Below are 17,331 nucleotides of genomic sequence, written 5' to 3'. Positions count from 1 at the left end.
CGGTATCACTCACTTTGCCGGCGAGTAGTTCGGCCGGCCCAGCCCCAGCGCCTGCTGGGCGATCATGTTGCGGAACACCTCGAGGGTTCCGCCGTAGATGCCGGTCGGGCCGGCCAGCCGGAAGATGTACTCGGCGCCCCCGTCGTCGGCCGCCCCGGTCGCGCCGACCGGCAGCGCACCGGCCGATCCGAGGAGGTCCATGAGGTCCGGGGACACGTCGCGCATGGTCTGGGCGATCGCGACGCGGCCGTACATGTCGGGACTGCTCAGGGCGGCTTCCAGCCGGGCGACGCCCCGGCCCAGCCGGTAGCGCGACGCCGCGTCATCGGGGGCGACGGCCGCGACATGGTCCACCGCCTCGGCCATCAAGTTGATGTGCTCGGTCATGGTGGCGAGCTTCTGCAGACCGCGCGTCTCGCGTTCGAAGGTGCCGTGTTCGAGTTCGAGGGCACCGCGCAGGACCGTCCAGCCACCGTTCACCTCACCCACGCGGTAGCGGTCGCCGACCCGGACGTCGCTGTAATAGGTGATGTTGGTGCGGTCTCCGTCGACGGTGCGGATCGGCTGGATCTCGACGCCGGGGGAATCCAGCGGCACCAGGAACATCGTCAGGCTCTTGTGCTTGGCGGCGGACGGATCTGTATTGGTCAGCAGGAACACGTACTGGGCGTTGTGCGCATTCGAGGTGAACATCTTGGAGCCGTTAATGATCCAGCTGTCCCCGTCCCGCACCGCGCGGGTCTTGCAGGTCGCGACATCGGACCCGCCTTCAGGTTCGGTGTAGCCCAGACACAGCCGCAGCCGCCCGTCCAACACACCCGGCAGTACCTCGTCGAGAAGCTCGGCCGAGGCGAACTTCTCCACGGTGTGGGCGACCATGGCGGTCGTTCCCCAGTGGAACCAGGGGGTGTGCGCGCGACCGATCTCCAGTTCCCAGATGCGGCGCCGGACCGCGCTGAATCCGCCGTCGGTTTCGGCCTGGTAGTCGCCGGCCAGATACCCGGCCTTGCCCAGGGCCAGATGCACTGCCTCGTCGAAGTTCTCGCCGGTCTCGCGGTCACGCTGGATCACCTCGTCGGTGACGACGCGGGCCAGGAAGGCGCGCAGCTCGTCACGGAAGGCCGCGTCCTCCTCGGCGAGCTCGACATAGGAGAAGTCCATCAGCACACCGTGACACTTTCGTCGTCATTTGTAAATACGATCCGTCCACGTCGCGGCAGCAATAGGAGTGCTCCGGCAGTCACCAGGCGACCGGCAGCTCCACAACACCGTAAATCTCCTTGTCGTTGTGGAATCTCAACTCTTCCGGCTCGACCACCAATCGCATTCCGGGCAGTTTGCGCACCAACGCGGTCAGGGCGATCTGCAGTTCGGCGCGCGCGAGGTTCTGGCCGAGGCACTGATGCACGCCGTAACCGAAGCCGAGATGCCCTCGGCTGTTGCGATTTACGTCGAAGGCATCGGGCTGATCGACGAACCCGGTATCGAAGTTGCCCGCAGGCAGGTTCATGAGAACCGTGTCACCGGCCCGGACGAGCTGGCCGCCGATGACGACATCCTCCAGCGCGACGCGGTCGACGAGGCTGTGCACTATCGACAGATAACGCATCAACTCCTCGACGATGCCGGCCATCACGGCCGGGTCATCGGTCTCCCGCAGGCGCGCGGCAGCGTCGGGATGCTGCAACAGCGTCAGCGCGCCCAGAGCGATCATGCCTGCGGTGGTTTCGTGGCCGGCGGCCAACAACATCTGGCCGTTCATGGCGGCGGTTTCGCGGTTGAGTTCACCCGTGGCGACATGGTCGGCAATCAGCCGACTCATCAGATCGTCACCCGGTTCCCGCTCCTTGCGGGCCACCAGGTCGAACATGTAGGTGAACAACGCCAGTTGGGCTTGTGTGCGCTCCTCCTCGGATGCGTTCGAGTCGAGTCCGGCGGCACTCTGCTTCTGGAAGAACTCATGATCCTCGTACGGCACCCCCAGGAGCAAACAAATGACCATCGACGGCACCGGCAGCGCGAACTTGCTCACGAGGTCTGCCGGCGGACCACCGGTGATCATCTCGTCGAGGAAGCCGTCGACCAACTCCTGAATCTGCGGCCGCATTGCCTCTGCGCGCCGAAAAGTGAAGTCCCTGGTCAACATTCGACGCAGCCGCTGATGCTCGGGATCGTCCAGGCGCGGGAAGATCAGGGCAATCTCGCCGCTCTCGGTCGGAACGCCGTACAGCCCCGTGTTGGCACTGAGTCGTTCGTCGACAAGCGCCGCCCGGATGTCCTGGTAGCGACTGATCATCCATACCGGCTTGCCTTTCCAGACCGCGGCCTGCAGCCCTTCGGCCTCCCGCCATCGGGCGAACACAGGGGCGGGTGCCAATGGGCATCCGTCGGCGCGTGGAGCGGGGATCGCGGGAAGTCCGGCTTCCACCGACACGTCAGGACGAGGCAGGGTCATCGGCGATCCTCACAGTCTTGGGGCGTCAACTGACAGTCGACTGCCAATTTCTGCGAGGTTAGATCGAGCTGATCTGACAGTCAACTGTCAGATAGGCTGAGGCCATGTCGACAGCCGAACGCCCGCTGCGCACCGATGCGGCACGCAATGCCGACCGCATCCTGCGGGCCGCTCGTGAAGTGTTTGCCGAGCTCGGCCCCGATGCGCAAATCGAGACGATCGCCGGCCGCGCCGGAGTCGGTGAACGAACTCTGTACCGCAGGTTCCCGACGAAAGCTGATCTCCTGCGAGCCGCGCTCGATCAGAGCATCGATGAAAACCTTTCGCCTGCAATCGAAAAAGCTCTCACCCGGAAGGATCCGCTACGCGGGCTGACCGAACTGATCGAGGCCGCCACTGCACTCGGCGCCGCCGAGCACAACATCCTGGCTGCGGCCAGGCGCGCCGACGCGCTCGCCAACATCGCGGACCGCCTCGAAGCCGCCATGCAGGAACTCACGAACCGAGCGCAGCAGGACGGCCTCGTTCGCGGCGACCTTGTCGCCGAGGATCTGCCGCGGATCGTTGCGATGCTCAACAGCGTGCTGTGGACGATGGACCTCGGCAGCGACGGGTGGCGCCGCTACGTGGTCCTGATCCTGGATGCCATCACCACCCCGCGGCCACGACCGCTGCCCGCCGCGGCGCCCCTCAATCGCCCGAATTCCCTGGACAATTGGCCGATATGACCGATGCTGGTGGGCCACTGACGAACTGGTGACGCTTGAATCTAGCCGGTGGTCACCGGGATGGCCGCCGTGTCCTCATCATCCGACCGGGGCGGGCGCCGCGACGCCGGCTTGCGGAAGTGGTTGTCCCCGCGGGGATACACCACCTGTGGCCACCAGAACCACCTACCCAGCAGGGTGGCGATCGACGGCATCAGCAGTGACCGCACGATGAACGTGTCGATCAGCAGGCCGATCGCGATGGTCGAGCCCATCTGCGCCAGCACAATCAGCTGGCTCGCCATCATGCCGGCCATCGTGGCCGCGAACACCAGCCCGGCCGAGGTGACCACTCCACCGGTGCCGGCCATGGACCGGATGATGCCGGTCTTCAGGCCCGCGTGGATCTCGTCCTGGAACCGGGATACCAGCAGCAGGTTGTAGTCAGATCCGACCGCCAGCAGGATGATCACCGACATCAGCATGACCAGCCAGTGCACTGGCATCCCGAACAGGTCCTGCCACAGCAACACTGAGATGCCGAACGACGCGGCGATCGAACTGCCGGCCGTCAGCACGATGGTCAACGCGGCCACCGCACTGCGCGTCAGAATGAGCATGATCATGAAAATCAGCGTCAGCGCCGACACCACCGCGATCATCAGGTCGTAACGGGCGCCGTCGGACATGTCCTTGTAGGTCGCCGCGACACCGCCGAGATAGATCTTGGCGTCCGACAGCGACGACATCTTCAGGGCCTCCTGCGCAGCCTTGCGCTCGGACTCCACTCGTGCGATCCCGTCCACCGTCGCCGGGTCGGTCTGGTGGGTGATGAACATGCGGGCGGACTTACCGTCCGGCGACAGGAACATCTTGAGGCCGCGCTCGAAATCGGGGTTCGTGAAGGCTTCCGGGGGCAGATAGAACAGGTCGTCGTTCTTGGCGTCGTCGAAGGCCGCACCCATTGACAGCGCGGTGTCGTTCATCGCCTGCATCTGGTCGATCAGTGCCTTCTGCGAGTTGTACGACGCCAGCGAGAGGTCTCGGCTGGTTTCCATCGACGCGATCGTCTGCGGGAGCAATGCGGTCAGCTTCGGCGCCAGGTCCGCCAGTTGATCGGTGTTGACCTGTACCGACGAGGTCTTGTCGGTCAGCTCGTCGATCCCGTCGAGGGCGTCGAAGACCGACCGTGCCGCGGAGCACATCGGGATGTCGAAGCAATGCGGTTCCCAGTAGAAGTAGTTGCGCATCGGCCGGAACTGATCGTCGAAGTTCGCGATGTTGTCCCGCATCTTCTTGGTGACCTCCAGCAGCTCCTGCGACTTCGCCGCGGAATCCTGGGTGAGGCGGGTCTGTTCGACCGAGAGCTGGTATTGCTTCTTCATGATGTCGATCGAGGTGTTGGTCGCGTCGATCATCCGAAGCTGGTCGTCGAGTTGCTTGCGCTGGAACGGCAGGTTCATATTGCTGGTCTGCCCCGAGATACTGGTCTGGAACGGAATCGAGCTGTGCTGGATGGGGATTCCCAGCGGCCGGGTGATGCTCTGCACCATCGCGATGCCTTCGGCGTGCATCACATTGCTCGAAATCTTGTTCAGCACAAGCATGTCGGCGGGATTGCGCATGTCATGGGTGGACTCGACCATCAGGATGTCGGGGTTCATCCTGGCCTGGGAGAAGTGCCGGTCGGCAGCGGCGAAACCGACGTTCACCGGAGCGTCCTCGGGCAGGTAGTACCGGTCGTTGTAGGCCGGCTTGTACCCGGGGATGGCCACCACCCCGATCAGCACGATGAACAGGCTGGTCACGAAAATCGGTGCGGGCCAACGCACCACCGCGGTACCGACTTTGCGCCAGAACTTGCTCTGCGGGGGCCGCTTGGACTCGTACAGCCCGACACGGCTGCCGAGGTAGAGCACCGCCGGGCCGAGCGTGACCGAGATGACCACGACCACAACCATGCCGATCGCGACGGGGGCACCCATGGTGGAGAAGTAGGGCAGTCGCGCGAAGCTGAGGCAGTAGGTCGCTCCGGCGATGGTCAGACCGGAACCCACGATGACGGGCGCGACCGATTTGAAGGTCGCGTAGTAGGAGTCATCCCGGTCCAGGCCCATGCCGCGGTCTTCGCGGTACCGGCCGAAGATGAAGATGCCGTAGTCGGTGGCAGCAGCGATCGCCAGCATGGTCAGGATGTTGCCCGCGAAGGTGGTCAACCCGAACACGTCGTGCATCGCCAGCACGGACACCACGCCGCGGGCGGTCAGCAGCGCCAGGAACGTCAGGAACAACTGGATCAGCGTGGTCCTGACCGAGCGATAGACCACCAGCAGCATGGCTGCGATGGCGACCAGGGTGATCAGGGTGATCTCGCCCAGGCTCGCGTTGCCGATGACGTGCATATCGTTGGTCAGTGCGGCAGGGCCGGCGACGTGCGCCTGCACCCCGGGGGGAGCCTTCGTCTCCTCGATGACCTTGCGGACGGCTTCGACGCCCTCGTTGGCGAGCGTCATGCCTTGCTCGCCGGCGAGGTTGATCATCACGTACGACGCTTTGCCGTCGGCGCTCTGCGCGCCGGCCGCGGTCAGCGTGTCACCCCAGAAGTCCTGGATGTGCTGGATGTGCTCGGGATCCTGCTGCAGTTTGTGGATGATCTCGTCGTAGTACCGGTGCGCGTCCGGGCCCAGCGGCTCCTGGCCCTCGACGACGACCATGATCGTGCTGTTGGAGTTGAACTCCTTGAAGTTGGCACCCATCAACTTCATCGCCTGCATCGACGGGGCGTCCTCTGGCGCCATCGGTGCGGCGTGCAATTCGCCGACGACCTCCAGCTGCGGCGCGATCACATTCACCACAACCGCGATCGCGATCCAGATCAGGACGATCGGCCACGCCAGAATGCGGAGCAGGTGCGGGAAGGCAGGCCGCTTCGGCTTGCCGGTGGACTCGGGCGGGGTGGCGGATGCGGTCATGCGGACTTCACCAGGCAGTAGGTCTGGGCGTTGACGCCATTGGCGGATTGCTCCTCGCGGACAGTGCCGTTGACGGTGACACGGCACCCGATGTGGTCGCCGCTGCTTTCACTGTCGCTGCGCGCCATCAGGTTCGCGCTGACGGTCGGCAACGTGGTGGACAAGGTGACGGACCAGGGCAGCTGGGCGTCGACCGAGTGCACATTGGCGTCCGGATCGAAATAGCTGATCTCGGCGGAAGTTCCGGGCGGTCCGTACACCTCGTATAAGACCACCTTGGGGTTGAACTGGACGATCTCGATCCCGGCGCCGGCATTCGCGTTGAGATCCTCCGAGCCGAACATCCGGTGTAGTCGTGAGACCACCAGGCCCGACACGGCCAGTACGACAACCAGAACCACTGGAATCCATGCGTGTTTCAACACACGACGAGCGCCCCGACCAGGACTCACCGGTACCTCCAGACGATTACCCGAACCCGCCGACAGCGATGACGCTTCGGCGCTCGGCGAATTAGTTCGAATAACTATGTACAGCGCGGGAAACTTTACACCGCTGCGACCGGGAGCGCAGTCGGGGCCTCGATGCTGTGAACTTGCTGTCGATTTCCTGAAAGACCGGCGGTCGACGCGCTAGGCCGCCGTGCCGTCATGCGTAGACCGATCGAGATAGCCACGGGCGACTGCTATTTCAACCAGCCTCGAACGCAGCGTTCGGCGCCCGCGATGCAATCGCGACATCACTGTTCCGACCGGAATCTGCAGGATCTCCGCAATCTCCTTGTAGCGGAAGCCCGCAACGTCGGCGTAGTACACCACGACACCCTGCGATTCCGGCAACGCCCGCATGGCCTGGCGCACGTCGTCATCGCCCATCGATTCCAGGGCCGCCAGTTCCGCCGAGACCACACCGAGCGGAAACCGCTGCGCCACCTCCGCGAGTTGCGCATCCGAGAGTTCGTCGGGGAAGACTTCCTTGGGACGCCGCTGCGCTGTGCGGTACGAGTTGATCCACGTGTTTGTCAGAATCCGGAACAGCCAGGCACGGATGTTCGTACCGTCCCGATACGTGTGAAAACTGCTGTACGCCTTGACCATTGTCTCCTGGACGAGGTCCTCGGCGTCCGGCACATTGCGCGTGTAACGACGCGCGGCCGCGTAGAGCTGGTCTACCAACGGCAGCGCGTCGCGCTCGAACCGTTCCGCGCGACAATCGTCGCTCACGTGCATACCCGTGCTCATCGGCATGGCCCCGCTCCTGCCACTGCTCATATCGCTGGCCTCAGACACTTCGCAACTCGAAGCTATCCGGCGACGCAGCCGACCCCCAGGGGGATTCCCCCCGGGTTGGCGGTGGTTTTCCACACCGCACCGGTCGCGTCGAACCGTCATGCACGCAGCATGACACCTCAACCCAAGTTGAGGTCAAATGGTTTTCCGGCGCCAATCTCTTTGCGGCTGTTGCGTTTGCGCACCTCGATATTGACCCCACGGCAGATGGCCCCGATGCTGAGCCGGCGGCCGCCACACATGCACATACCGATCATCGGCGATACGGCGGGAAACCCGGCCGTTCCCGCCCTAGGCTCAGCGGTTATGAATCGACTCGATCGCTTCTTCGAGATCTCGGCCCGCGGCTCGACGGCCCTCTCCGAGATCCGTGGAGGCCTGGTCACCTTCATCGCGATGGCCTACATCATCGTGCTGAACCCGGTCGTCCTCTCCGGCTCCGCCGACGTCGCGGGCAACAAGCTCGAATTCGCACAGGTCTCGGCCACCACCTGCCTGGCGGCGGGTGTGATGACGATCCTGTTCGGGATCATCGCGCGACTGCCGTTCGCGTTCGCCGCGGGTCTGGGCATCAACTCGTTTCTGGCGACGACCGTGGTGGGCACGGTCACCTGGCCCGAGGCCATGGGCCTCGTGGTCATCGACGGTCTGATCATCGTGGCGCTTGCGGCCAGCGGGTTCCGCCGTCTGGTGTTCGACGCGGTGCCCATGCAGCTCAAACTGGCCATTACCGCGGGCATCGGGTTGTTCATCTTGTTCATCGGACTCGTGGACGCCGGATTCGTCGGCTCGACCGGTCTGCCCTCTCCCCCGGTCGGTCTCGGCGCGGGCGGGGTCGGCTCGATCAACACCGTGCCGACCGTCGTCTTCGTATTCACTCTGCTGGCCACCGGAATCCTGGTGGCGCGGAAGATTCGCGGGGGCATCCTGATCGGTCTTGTCACCGGCACCGTGGTCGCCGTGATCGTCGAGGCGATCTGGCATCTCGGCTCGGCGCAGGACAAGCCCGGCGGGTGGGGTCTGTCGGTACCGACCCTGTCCGGCTCACCGTTCGCTCTGCCTGACCTGTCTCTTGTCGGCGACGTCAGCCTCGGCGCCTTCAGCCGGATCGGCGCGCTGGCCGCGATCATGCTGGTGTTCACGTTGGTGTTCGCCAACTTCTTCGACGCCATGGGCACCATGACCGGGCTGTCGCGGGAGGCCGGGCTGTCCGACGCCCAGGGCAACTTCCCGCGGCTGAAATCCGCACTGCTCGTCGAAGGTGCCGGTGCCGTCGTAGGCGGCTCCTCCTCGGCGTCGTCGAACACCGTCTTCATCGAATCCGGCGCGGGCATCGAGGAGGGCTCCCGCACGGGATTCGCCAACCTCATCACCGGTGCGCTGTTCCTCGCGGCCATGTTCGTCGCGCCGTTGGCCTCGATCGTGCCCACCGAGGTCGCCGCCGCGGCCCTGGTGATCGTCGGCGCCATGATGGTGTCGCAGCTGCGCCACATCGATCTCTCGGAGTTCTCTGTGGCCCTGCCGGTGGTGCTCACCGTGGCCACCATGGCGTTCAGCTACTCGATCGCCAACGGCATCGGCGTCGGCTTCGTGGCCTGGGCAGTGTTGCGGTCCGCCGCCGGTAAGGCTCGCGAGGTGAGCCCGCTGCTGTGGGTCGTGGCCGCGGGCTTCATCCTGTACTTCGCCCGCGGCTGGATCGAGTCGCTCATCGGCATGTGAGGGCCGGTAGCCTTCTCGGCCATGGGGATCAATCCGTGAGCGCTGGCCTGTTCGGTTTGCTCGACGACATCGCCGCGCTGGCCCGGCTGGCAGCGGCGTCGATCGACGACATCGGTGCGGCGACAGGCAAGGCCACCGCGAAGGCGGCCGGGGTGGTGATCGACGACACCGCGGTGACGCCACAATACGTGCACGGCATCGCCGCCGATCGTGAGCTGCCGGTCGTCAAGCGCATCGCGATCGGCTCGCTGCGCAACAAGCTCGTGTTCATCCTGCCCGCCGCATTGCTGCTCAGCCAGTTCGCGCCGTGGTTGCTGACGCCCATCCTGATGCTGGGTGCCACCTACCTCTGTTTCGAGGGCGCCGAGAAGGTCTGGGGCCGATTCCTCGGCCATGGCGGGCACGACACCCATGGCGAGCCCACCGCGGCCGTCGGCGGCGACGCCGAGAAATACATGGTGACCGGCGCGATCCGCACCGACTTCATCCTGTCCGCCGAGATCATGGTGATCGCGCTCAACGAGGTGGCCAACCAGCCCTTTGTCCCGCGGTTGATCATCCTGGCGATCGTCGCGCTGGTGATCACCGCGGTGGTGTACGGCGTGGTGGCCGGCATCGTGAAAATGGACGACATCGGTCTGCTGCTGGCCCAGCGCTCGTCGAAGGTGGCGCAGAAGATCGGCCGTGGCCTGGTGGCAGGGATGCCCAAGCTGCTCTCGGCGCTCTCGACGATCGGCACAGTGGCGATGCTCTGGGTCGGTGGACACATTCTGCTGGTCGGCACCAACACCCTGGGCTGGCACACGCTATACGGCGTGGTCCACCATGCCGAGGAGTCGGTGCACCACGCGGTCGGCGGTCCCTTCGGCGGCGTGCTTGCCTGGCTGACCAACACCGCCGCATCGGCGGTGATCGGTCTGCTGGTCGGGACGGTGGTGGTGGGGATCATGCATGTACTTCCGTTCGGCAAGAAAGACGATCACGACGCCCCCGCCTGATCGCCACCACCTGTCGAACCTGATTCCACCGGCCCGTGCTTGGGTTCCCGCCGCAGCCAACCGATTGCGGCAATTGCAAATACTTTTAGGCGCCCCACCCATCGACGTGTAATACTTGACCAGGACGTTTTTGGTACGTCCAGTTTTACAATGAGAGAAGCAGAAAATATGACACAGGGAACTGTGAAATGGTTCAACGGCGAAAAGGGCTTCGGCTTCATCGCTCCTGACGGCGGCGCCCCGGACGTTTTCGTCCACTACTCCGAGATCACCGGCGGTGGTTTCCGGTCGCTCGAAGAGAACCAGCGCGTCGAGTTCGAGATCACCCAGGGAGCCAAGGGCCCCCAGGCAACGGGAGTTACGGCGGTCTAACCGCCCCAAGACCTGATGGTGGGCTGGTACGGATAGATTCCGTACCAGCCCACTTTCGTTCACACAGGCGTCTGCGCCTGCAGATGCCCCAACCATCGCACGGATTCGATCTGGGCCACGCGCAGCACACGATCCGCAGTGTCGAACATGGGGGTACGCCGCACCGATTCCTCCACGGGCATCAACGCGGCGCAACGCATCACCAACCCGCCGAGGGCAACGGACGTCTTGCACGGGACGACAAGCAGTTTCACGCACTGGTCTTGGCCCGCCACCATCATCAGACGGGGCCGACTCAGCTTCACCCCGGTCGGCAAACGGGTGCCGGTCACGATCGAGTCGAGGTCCAACTGGCCCTCAGCGGCTGACCAGTTGACGCGAATGTCAACAACTTCCCCCAGCGATCGATGCAGAACTCCCACAAGGTCTGGTAGTTCGTTCGCCACCGAGGCGGTGTGCGGCCACCACGCTCCGTCAATATCGGCGCCCAACTGCCGGGCGAGGGTGAGCCGGACAGGGCTGGCCAGCCGTCGAGTCCCGGTGAGGCCGTTCACGACGGCGACTGGGCATCTGCGCGAGGCGGCGGCGCGGGCCGATCTGTGGGCCGATCCGAGAAAACAAGTCCCCGCGACGGGTCACTCGAGTTCTCGACATCCGGCATAGGTTGTTGCTGCTCAGGGTGTGAAAACAGTTCGGACGATTCCATAGAGAGTGTCCTTGAAAGGTGCGGGACTACCGCACTGGTATTGGATAGCCGGCGATGGTTGATCGCCGGCTGACGGTTCAACATCGAAAATCGTGACTGTCGAACGTCACGGTTGACCAACTGATGTATCCGGCCTAGTCAAATCTACACCCGATGAGCGGTGCCCCGACGGCCCGGCACCCTGGGCACCACCGTCAGCGGCCGCGCACCGCGGGCAGGATCAACGTGTCGATGATGTCCCGGATGAACTTCGCGTCGACGGTCTGCCCGCTGATGACCCGCATCAGGCCCATCCCCGTCATCACGTCGGCAACCAATGACCAGTCCCGGTCCTGTGCCACCTCGCCGCGCGCGGCGGCCTGCTGGAGGATTGCCGTCATCACTCGCCTGCCCTTGAGCAGCATCAGATCGTCGAGCGCTGACCCGAGGTGCGGATCATGGGTGGCCTCGACTGCGACTCGCAGGACCAGATCGTAGGAGAAGGGCTCTTCGTCGATGCGCAGAGCGCGGCGCACGATCTCGTCGAAATCACCTTCCAGACTTCCGGTGTCGGGCGCATCCTCGTCCATCAACTCCGGCCGCCAATACACGAGCGCATCGGTGATCAACGCAGCCTTCGATGACCAGCGGCGGTAGATCGCCGCCTTGCCGACACCGGCTCGCGCGGCGATGTCGTTCATATTGGTGTTGACATAGCCGTTTTCCTCCAGGGCAGCCAATGCCGCGTTGAGGATCGCTGGGTCGCGCGATCGGTCGAGCCGACCGTCAGTACGCCGGCGCAGCTTGGATTCTGCGTCCGGCGCACTGGCACTCATGACTGTCATTCCGCGGTGGTCGGAATGGGCGCCGTGCTGTCGTCCCGGTCGCCGGCCGACTTCCGTTGGCGCTCTTCGCGACCGCGCCTGGTGATCTCAAAGGTGTTGAGCGGCCACCAGAACCAGCGGCCCAGCGCCGCAGCGATCGACGGCGTCATGAAGGCCCGCACGATCAACGTGTCGACGATCAGACCGATACCGATGGTCATGCCGAGCTGACCGACCACCCGCAAGTCCGACACGATCATCGACATCATGGTGAAGGCGAACACCAGGCCGGCCGCGGTGACGACACGTCCGGTGGCCCCGATGCCGCGGATGATGCCGGTATTGAGCCCGGCATGTATCTCTTCCTTGAAACGCGAGACCACCAGCAGGTTGTAGTCCGAGCCGACTGCCAGCAGGATCACCATCGACAACGGGATCACGATCCACTGCACGCCCAAGCCGAGGATGTCCTGCCAGAGCAGCACCGACAAACCACACGCAGTGCCCAGGGATGCGGCCACCGTACCGACGATCACCATGGCGGCCACCACACTTCGGGTGATGATCAGCATGATCGAGAAGATCAGGATCATCGCAGCGATGATCACGATCATGAGATCGGTTTTCACGCCGTCTTGCATGTCGGCGTACAGCGATGCGGTTCCGGCCAGCGACACCTTCGCGCTGGCCAGCGGGGTGCCCTTGAGTGCGTCTGCGACAACACCTTTGATCCCTTGGACGTGTTTGATGCCGTCCACCGAGGCAGGGTCGCCCTGGTGGGTGATGATCATCCTGACTGCCTTGCCGTCGGGCGACATGAACATCTTCACCGCACGTTGGAAGTCGGGGTTATCGAATACATCCGGCGGCAGATAGAACATGTCGTCGTTCTTGGCCTGATCGAAGTACAGGCCTATCTCGGTCGCGCCTTTGGCTGCCTCCTGCTGCGCGGCCTGGGTGCCGGCCATGGTGCTGTGGGTCGCGATCATGAAGTCGCGCATGGTCTTCATTGTCCCGATGGTGTCCTGCAGCACCGGCAGCATCTGCGGCAACAGCACATCCAGTCGGTCCAGATCCACTGTGAGACCTTGGATCTGATCGGCGAGTTTGTCGATCCCGTCCAACGAATCGAAAATTGAGCGCAGCGACCAACACATCGGGATGTCGAAGCAGTGCGGTTCCCAATAGAGGTAGTTGCGGATCGGCCGGAAGAAGTCATCAAAGTCGGAGATGTGATCACGCAACTCGTTGGTCGTGGCCGCCATGTCGTGGGTCTTACCGACCATGCTGTGCGTGACTTCGGTCATCTGCTTCGTGATGGCGTACATGCGCTCCATGCTGGCGACGGTTTTACTCATCTCATCGGCCTGTTCAAGCATCTGCGCCGAGTTGTCGTTGTTGAATATCGCGGCCTGCAGAGTGCTGGCGTTATTTGCACCGAGCAGGAACGGGATGGAGCTGTGCTCGATCGGTGCGCCCAATGGGCGGGTGATGGTCTGCACCCGCTCGATGCCCCGCATGTGCATCACGTTCTTGGCGACCTTTTCGATGACGAGCATGTCGGAGGGCGTACGCAGATCGTGATCGGCCTCGAGCATCAGCAGCTCGGGGTTCATCCGGGCCTGGGAGAAATGGCGGTCTGCGACACCCATGGCCTGGTTGGCGGGCATATCGGCGGGGGTGAACTCCTTGTCGTTGTACTGCGGCACATAGGTCATCAAGGCGATGAAGCCGATAACGGCGACGAGGCTGGTGACGAAGACGATGGGGATGGGCCACCGAACCACGGAGGTGCCGACCTTGCGCCAACCCGGCGACGCGATCTTGTGCTTGGGATCGAGCAAACCGAACTTCGACGCGACGGTCAGAACCGCGGGCGCCAATGTCAGTCCGGCAATGATGATCACCAAAACCGCGATGGCACATGGCAGGCCCATGGTCTGGAAGTAGGGCAGCGTGGTCATGGTGAGGCACAGGCAGGCGCCGACGATCGTCAATCCAGAGCCCAGGATGACGTGCGATACGCCGCTGTAGGCCACATAGAATGCGTCTTGCCGATCCAGGCCTTTCGATCTCTCCTCGTGATATCGGCCGAGGAGGAAGATCACATAGTCGGTTCCCGCCGCCAGAGACAGCATGGTCACCATGCTGACCGCGTACGGGGTCAGGCCGATGATGTTCAGGTAGCCAGCGGCGGCCGTAACACCCTGTGCAGCAAATAGTTCCAAAAGAATGACAACCATCGACACGAGCAGTGTCACGATGGAGCGGTAGACCGCGAGCAGCATCACGATGATGACGCCGACCGACACCAACTCCATTTTCGCCATGCTTTGATGCCCGGCCACCTGGGTGTCGGCATTGAGGACGCTGTTTCCGGCGACGTGGGCCGTGATACCCGGTGGTGCGGGCACGGACGCGACGATGTCACGCACGGCGGCCACCGACGCGTAACTCTTGCTGGTGCCCTGGTCCCCCGCGAGGAAGATCTGCACATAGGCGGACTTCCCGTCCACACTCTGCGATCCCGCCGCGGTCATCGGGTCACTCCAGAAGTCCTGGACGTTCTGGACGTGCTCGGTATCGGCCTTCAGTTTGGCGACGATCTCGTCGTAGTACTTGTGCGCGGCCGCACCGACCGGTTCGTCGCTCTCCAGCACGACCATCGCTGAGGAGTCCGAATCGTACTGCTGAAACACCTTGCCGATGTTCAGCATCGCCTTGTACGAGTCCGCGCTGGTGGGGCTCAGCGGTACCGACCGGGATGCCGCGACCTCGTCGAGTGACGGGACAAGAATTCCCAAGGCAATCGTGAGGAGCACCCAGAATACGATGATCGGCAGCGAGAAGATCCGGACCATGTGGCCCAGGAACGGACGATGGGGCTTCGTGTGCGCGTTGCTCATACGGATTTCACCAAGCAGTAGATGAATGGTTTGAAGGTGTCGGTACTCGTCCGGTCGTCGCGCACGTCGTCATCGACGGTCACCCGGCATCCAAGACCGCTGACGTCGCTCTCACCCTGGGCCATGATGTTGGCCGACATGGACGGGAGCGTCGTCACGATCGTGAAAGACCATGGCAGCGGGGCATTTTCGATGAGGTTGGGTTGACCGTACTCGTCGAGATAGTTGATGTTCGCCGTCCCCCCGGACCCGGTGATCTCGTACTTGATGTGTTTCGGATTGAAGTTCTCGGTAATTCCGGAGCCCTCCGCCAAGTTCGGTTCGTTCTGCCCGGTGCCCCGAATTCGAAGGATCGCATATGCGCCCAGAGCGACGACGACCACCAGCACCAGCGGTATCCACGCCTTTTTGAGCAACCTGAACACCGTTGCACCTCCCCGATATGACACTCTCGCAATTAACCCAGACGGAACTCCGGTTCCGCCTAAGAGGATGCTGAGTACTGTACTCGAGGCAGGCTCGGCCGACGACTCGGTACTTATCCGGCCAGAAACCGCTCGAGGCCGGCAATCACTATGTCGAGGTTGAAGTCGAAATCCTGAGCCGCCGTCGCATCGGCGCCGCGAGCGGCTACCACGCCGCTGAGCAGCGGAAAGTCGCTCGACGGAAGGTCTTTCAGAACGCGGACCACCTCGGGCGTCTGATGGTGCAGGCGAGACTCGGCTGAACCCAGCACATCGTGCGCGGCCGACATCGCGAGCCCGGATACCAGGGTGAGCACCCGCCCGGCGTCGTCGGTACCGAATCCCCCGGCGGCCAGAGCCCGCAGTACCTGCTCAGCCAACGCGAGGCTCGCCGCCCCACCGGTACCACTCAACCGGAAACTCGTGGCCGTCACTCCGAGTTTGAGTACGCCCTGGCGGATCGCGCTGCCGTAGGCCCGCAGAATCTCCTGCCAGCTCGCATTTTCGGGCAACTTGATCGAGCGCAACTCGGTCTCGAACAGATCGGCCACAACCAGCTCGAGCAGGCCGTCGCGATCACCGACGTAGTAGTGCAACGTGGTGCGGTCCACCCCGAGCTCATCGGCGACCGCCTGCATCGTCAGCGCACCCGGGGGCAGGGCGCGTGCCGCGGCGACGATCCGCTGCTGATCGATGCGCGGTGGACGTCCCCGCCCCCGACGGGGCGCGTCTCCGGTGGTCACAGGGGCAATTCTAGTTCCTCGGGACGCCGCCGACGCACCACTCTTCCTTTTTTCTCACGGTCGTGGAAAAATGCCCGAAACCGAGCAAGGGAGCCGCTGCGATGTCACAAACTTCTCCATACCGAGTTGTCCAGTGGACGACGGGAAACGTCGGCAAAAGTTCGGTGGCCGCCATCGCCCGGAACCCGACCCTGGAGCTGGTCGGCTGCTACGCCTGGTCACCGGACAAGGCCGGCAAGGATGTCGGCGAGCTCGTCGGTATCGAACCCCTCGGGGTCGCCGCCACCAATGACGTCCAGGCACTACTGGCCCTCAAACCGGACGTTGTCGTCTACAACCCGATGTGGATCGACGTCGACGAACTGGTCGAAATCCTTTCCGCCGGAGTTAATGTCGTAGCTACGGCCTCATTCATCACCGGACACAACCAGGGCGAGGGCCGCGGCCGCATCGCCGAGGCCTGCCGCAAGGGAGGCTCGACGATGTTCGGATCGGGCATCAGCCCGGGCTACGTCAACCAGTTGGCCATCGTGGCCGCCGGCATCTGCGACCGGGTGGACAAGGTCACCGTCAACGAGGCCGCCGACACCACCTTCTACGACTCACCCGAAACCGAGAAGCCGGTGGGATTCGGCCAGCCCATCGATCATCCCGACCTGCAGTCCATGACAGCCCACGGCACCGGGGTCTTCGGTGAGGCGGTGCGGATGATCGGTGACGCGCTCGGAATCGAGTTCGACGAAGTCCGCTGCGACGCCGAATACGCCCAGACCACAGAGGATCTCGACCTCGGCTCGTGGACGATTCCGGCGGGCGGCGTGGCGGGGGTGTTCGTCAGCTGGAAGGGCATCATCGGCGGCACCACCCGCGTCGAGCTCACCCTGCGCTGGCGCAAAGGTCAGACGCTGCAACCGGATTGGCAGATCGACCAGGATGGCTGGGTGATCGAGGTGGCCGGTCGCCCGACCGTGACGATGAAGGTCGGCTTCCTGCCGCCACCGGACTTCGAGGCCACCACCCTGGAGGAGTTCATGGTGCTCGGACACATCATGACCGCCACTCCCCCGATCAACGCGATTCCCGCGGTAATCAACGCCGCACCCGGGATCGTCACGTACAACGATCTCCCGCTGATCCTGCCGCGGGGAGTGGTACCGGCGAGTTAGGGCGCAGAGACCCAGGCCAGTGAATTACACA

Annotated in this window: 15 protein-coding genes; 5 read left to right on the top strand and 10 right to left on the bottom strand. The window is 63.8% G+C overall.

Annotation, left to right across the window (positions count from 1 at the left end; translation table 11 throughout):
* Positions 1–9 precede the first annotated feature (9 nt).
* Together HBE63_RS28585 and HBE63_RS28580 are read right to left on the bottom strand one after the other, a co-directional pair.
* Positions 10–1,161 carry an acyl-CoA dehydrogenase family protein gene (locus HBE63_RS28585; RefSeq protein ID WP_166908312.1) on the bottom strand — a complete coding sequence of 384 codons (1,152 nt, stop codon included), beginning with the start codon at positions 1,159–1,161 and terminating at the stop codon, positions 10–12.
* A gap of 79 nt (positions 1,162–1,240) precedes the next feature.
* Positions 1,241–2,455, bottom strand: a complete 1,215-nt coding sequence (locus tag HBE63_RS28580; protein ID WP_166908310.1) for a cytochrome P450 — start codon at positions 2,453–2,455, stop codon at positions 1,241–1,243.
* Between the two features lie 104 nt (positions 2,456–2,559).
* Here HBE63_RS28580 and HBE63_RS28575 point away from each other — a divergent pair, with 104 nt between their 5' ends.
* Complete coding sequence (locus tag HBE63_RS28575; protein WP_166908308.1) at positions 2,560–3,183, top strand: TetR/AcrR family transcriptional regulator; 624 nt, start codon at positions 2,560–2,562, stop codon at positions 3,181–3,183.
* A 41-nt stretch (positions 3,184–3,224) separates the two neighbouring features.
* On the opposite strand, the gene HBE63_RS28570 is transcribed toward HBE63_RS28575, so the two are convergent.
* The 3 genes from HBE63_RS28570 to HBE63_RS28560 form a co-directional block, all read right to left on the bottom strand.
* On the bottom strand, positions 3,225–6,134 hold the full coding sequence (locus HBE63_RS28570; RefSeq protein ID WP_166908306.1) for an RND family transporter: 2,910 nt from the start codon (positions 6,132–6,134) through the stop codon (positions 3,225–3,227).
* Positions 6,131–6,559, bottom strand: a complete 429-nt coding sequence (locus tag HBE63_RS28565; protein ID WP_166908304.1) for an MmpS family transport accessory protein — start codon at positions 6,557–6,559, stop codon at positions 6,131–6,133. The genes HBE63_RS28570 and HBE63_RS28565 overlap by 4 nt, the downstream gene beginning before the upstream one ends.
* Before the next feature lie 207 nt (positions 6,560–6,766).
* Positions 6,767–7,381 carry a sigma-70 family RNA polymerase sigma factor gene (locus tag HBE63_RS28560; RefSeq protein WP_243858356.1) on the bottom strand — a complete coding sequence of 205 codons (615 nt, stop codon included), beginning with the start codon at positions 7,379–7,381 and terminating at the stop codon, positions 6,767–6,769.
* 348 nt (positions 7,382–7,729) lie between these two features.
* On the opposite strand from HBE63_RS28560, the gene HBE63_RS28555 reads away from it, so the two are divergent.
* The 3 genes from HBE63_RS28555 (at position 7,730) to HBE63_RS28545 (ending at position 10,512) form a co-directional block, all read left to right on the top strand.
* A complete protein-coding gene (locus tag HBE63_RS28555; protein ID WP_166908300.1) occupies positions 7,730–9,142 on the top strand; it encodes an NCS2 family permease in 1,413 nt (470 codons plus the stop codon).
* A 35-nt stretch (positions 9,143–9,177) separates the two neighbouring features.
* Positions 9,178–10,140, top strand: a complete 963-nt coding sequence (locus HBE63_RS28550) for a DUF808 domain-containing protein (RefSeq protein WP_166908298.1) — start codon at positions 9,178–9,180, stop codon at positions 10,138–10,140.
* A 168-nt stretch (positions 10,141–10,308) separates the two neighbouring features.
* Positions 10,309–10,512 (top strand): cold-shock protein, encoded by a 204-nt coding sequence (locus HBE63_RS28545; protein WP_166908296.1) that lies wholly within the window; start codon positions 10,309–10,311, stop codon positions 10,510–10,512.
* A gap of 59 nt (positions 10,513–10,571) precedes the next feature.
* Here HBE63_RS28545 and HBE63_RS28540 read toward each other — a convergent pair whose 3' ends face one another.
* The 5 genes from HBE63_RS28540 to HBE63_RS28520 form a co-directional block, all read right to left on the bottom strand.
* A complete protein-coding gene (locus HBE63_RS28540) occupies positions 10,572–11,066 on the bottom strand; it encodes a DUF5994 family protein (protein WP_166908294.1) in 495 nt (164 codons plus the stop codon).
* Positions 11,067–11,412: 346 nt separating this feature from the next.
* Positions 11,413–12,033 (bottom strand): TetR/AcrR family transcriptional regulator, encoded by a 621-nt coding sequence (locus tag HBE63_RS28535; RefSeq protein ID WP_243858355.1) that lies wholly within the window; start codon positions 12,031–12,033, stop codon positions 11,413–11,415.
* A 5-nt stretch (positions 12,034–12,038) separates the two neighbouring features.
* Entirely contained in the window at positions 12,039–14,927 is a 2,889-nt protein-coding gene (locus HBE63_RS28530) for an RND family transporter (protein WP_166908290.1), read from the bottom strand.
* Positions 14,924–15,352 carry an MmpS family transport accessory protein gene (locus HBE63_RS28525; RefSeq protein WP_166908288.1) on the bottom strand — a complete coding sequence of 143 codons (429 nt, stop codon included), beginning with the start codon at positions 15,350–15,352 and terminating at the stop codon, positions 14,924–14,926. Before HBE63_RS28525 ends, HBE63_RS28530 begins: the two co-directional genes overlap by 4 nt.
* A gap of 113 nt (positions 15,353–15,465) precedes the next feature.
* A complete protein-coding gene (locus HBE63_RS28520; RefSeq protein ID WP_166908286.1) occupies positions 15,466–16,134 on the bottom strand; it encodes a TetR/AcrR family transcriptional regulator in 669 nt (222 codons plus the stop codon).
* Between the two features lie 101 nt (positions 16,135–16,235).
* Between HBE63_RS28520 and HBE63_RS28515 the strand changes: the two genes are divergently transcribed.
* Complete coding sequence (locus HBE63_RS28515) at positions 16,236–17,300, top strand: dihydrodipicolinate reductase (protein ID WP_166908284.1); 1,065 nt, start codon at positions 16,236–16,238, stop codon at positions 17,298–17,300.
* The last annotated feature ends 31 nt before the right edge of the window (positions 17,301–17,331 follow it).

Origin of the sequence: Mycobacterium sp. DL440 (assembly GCF_011745145.1) — a bacterium.
Lineage (GTDB): Bacteria > Actinomycetota > Actinomycetes > Mycobacteriales > Mycobacteriaceae > Mycobacterium.
This window is presented reverse-complemented; position numbering and strand designations above follow the sequence as displayed.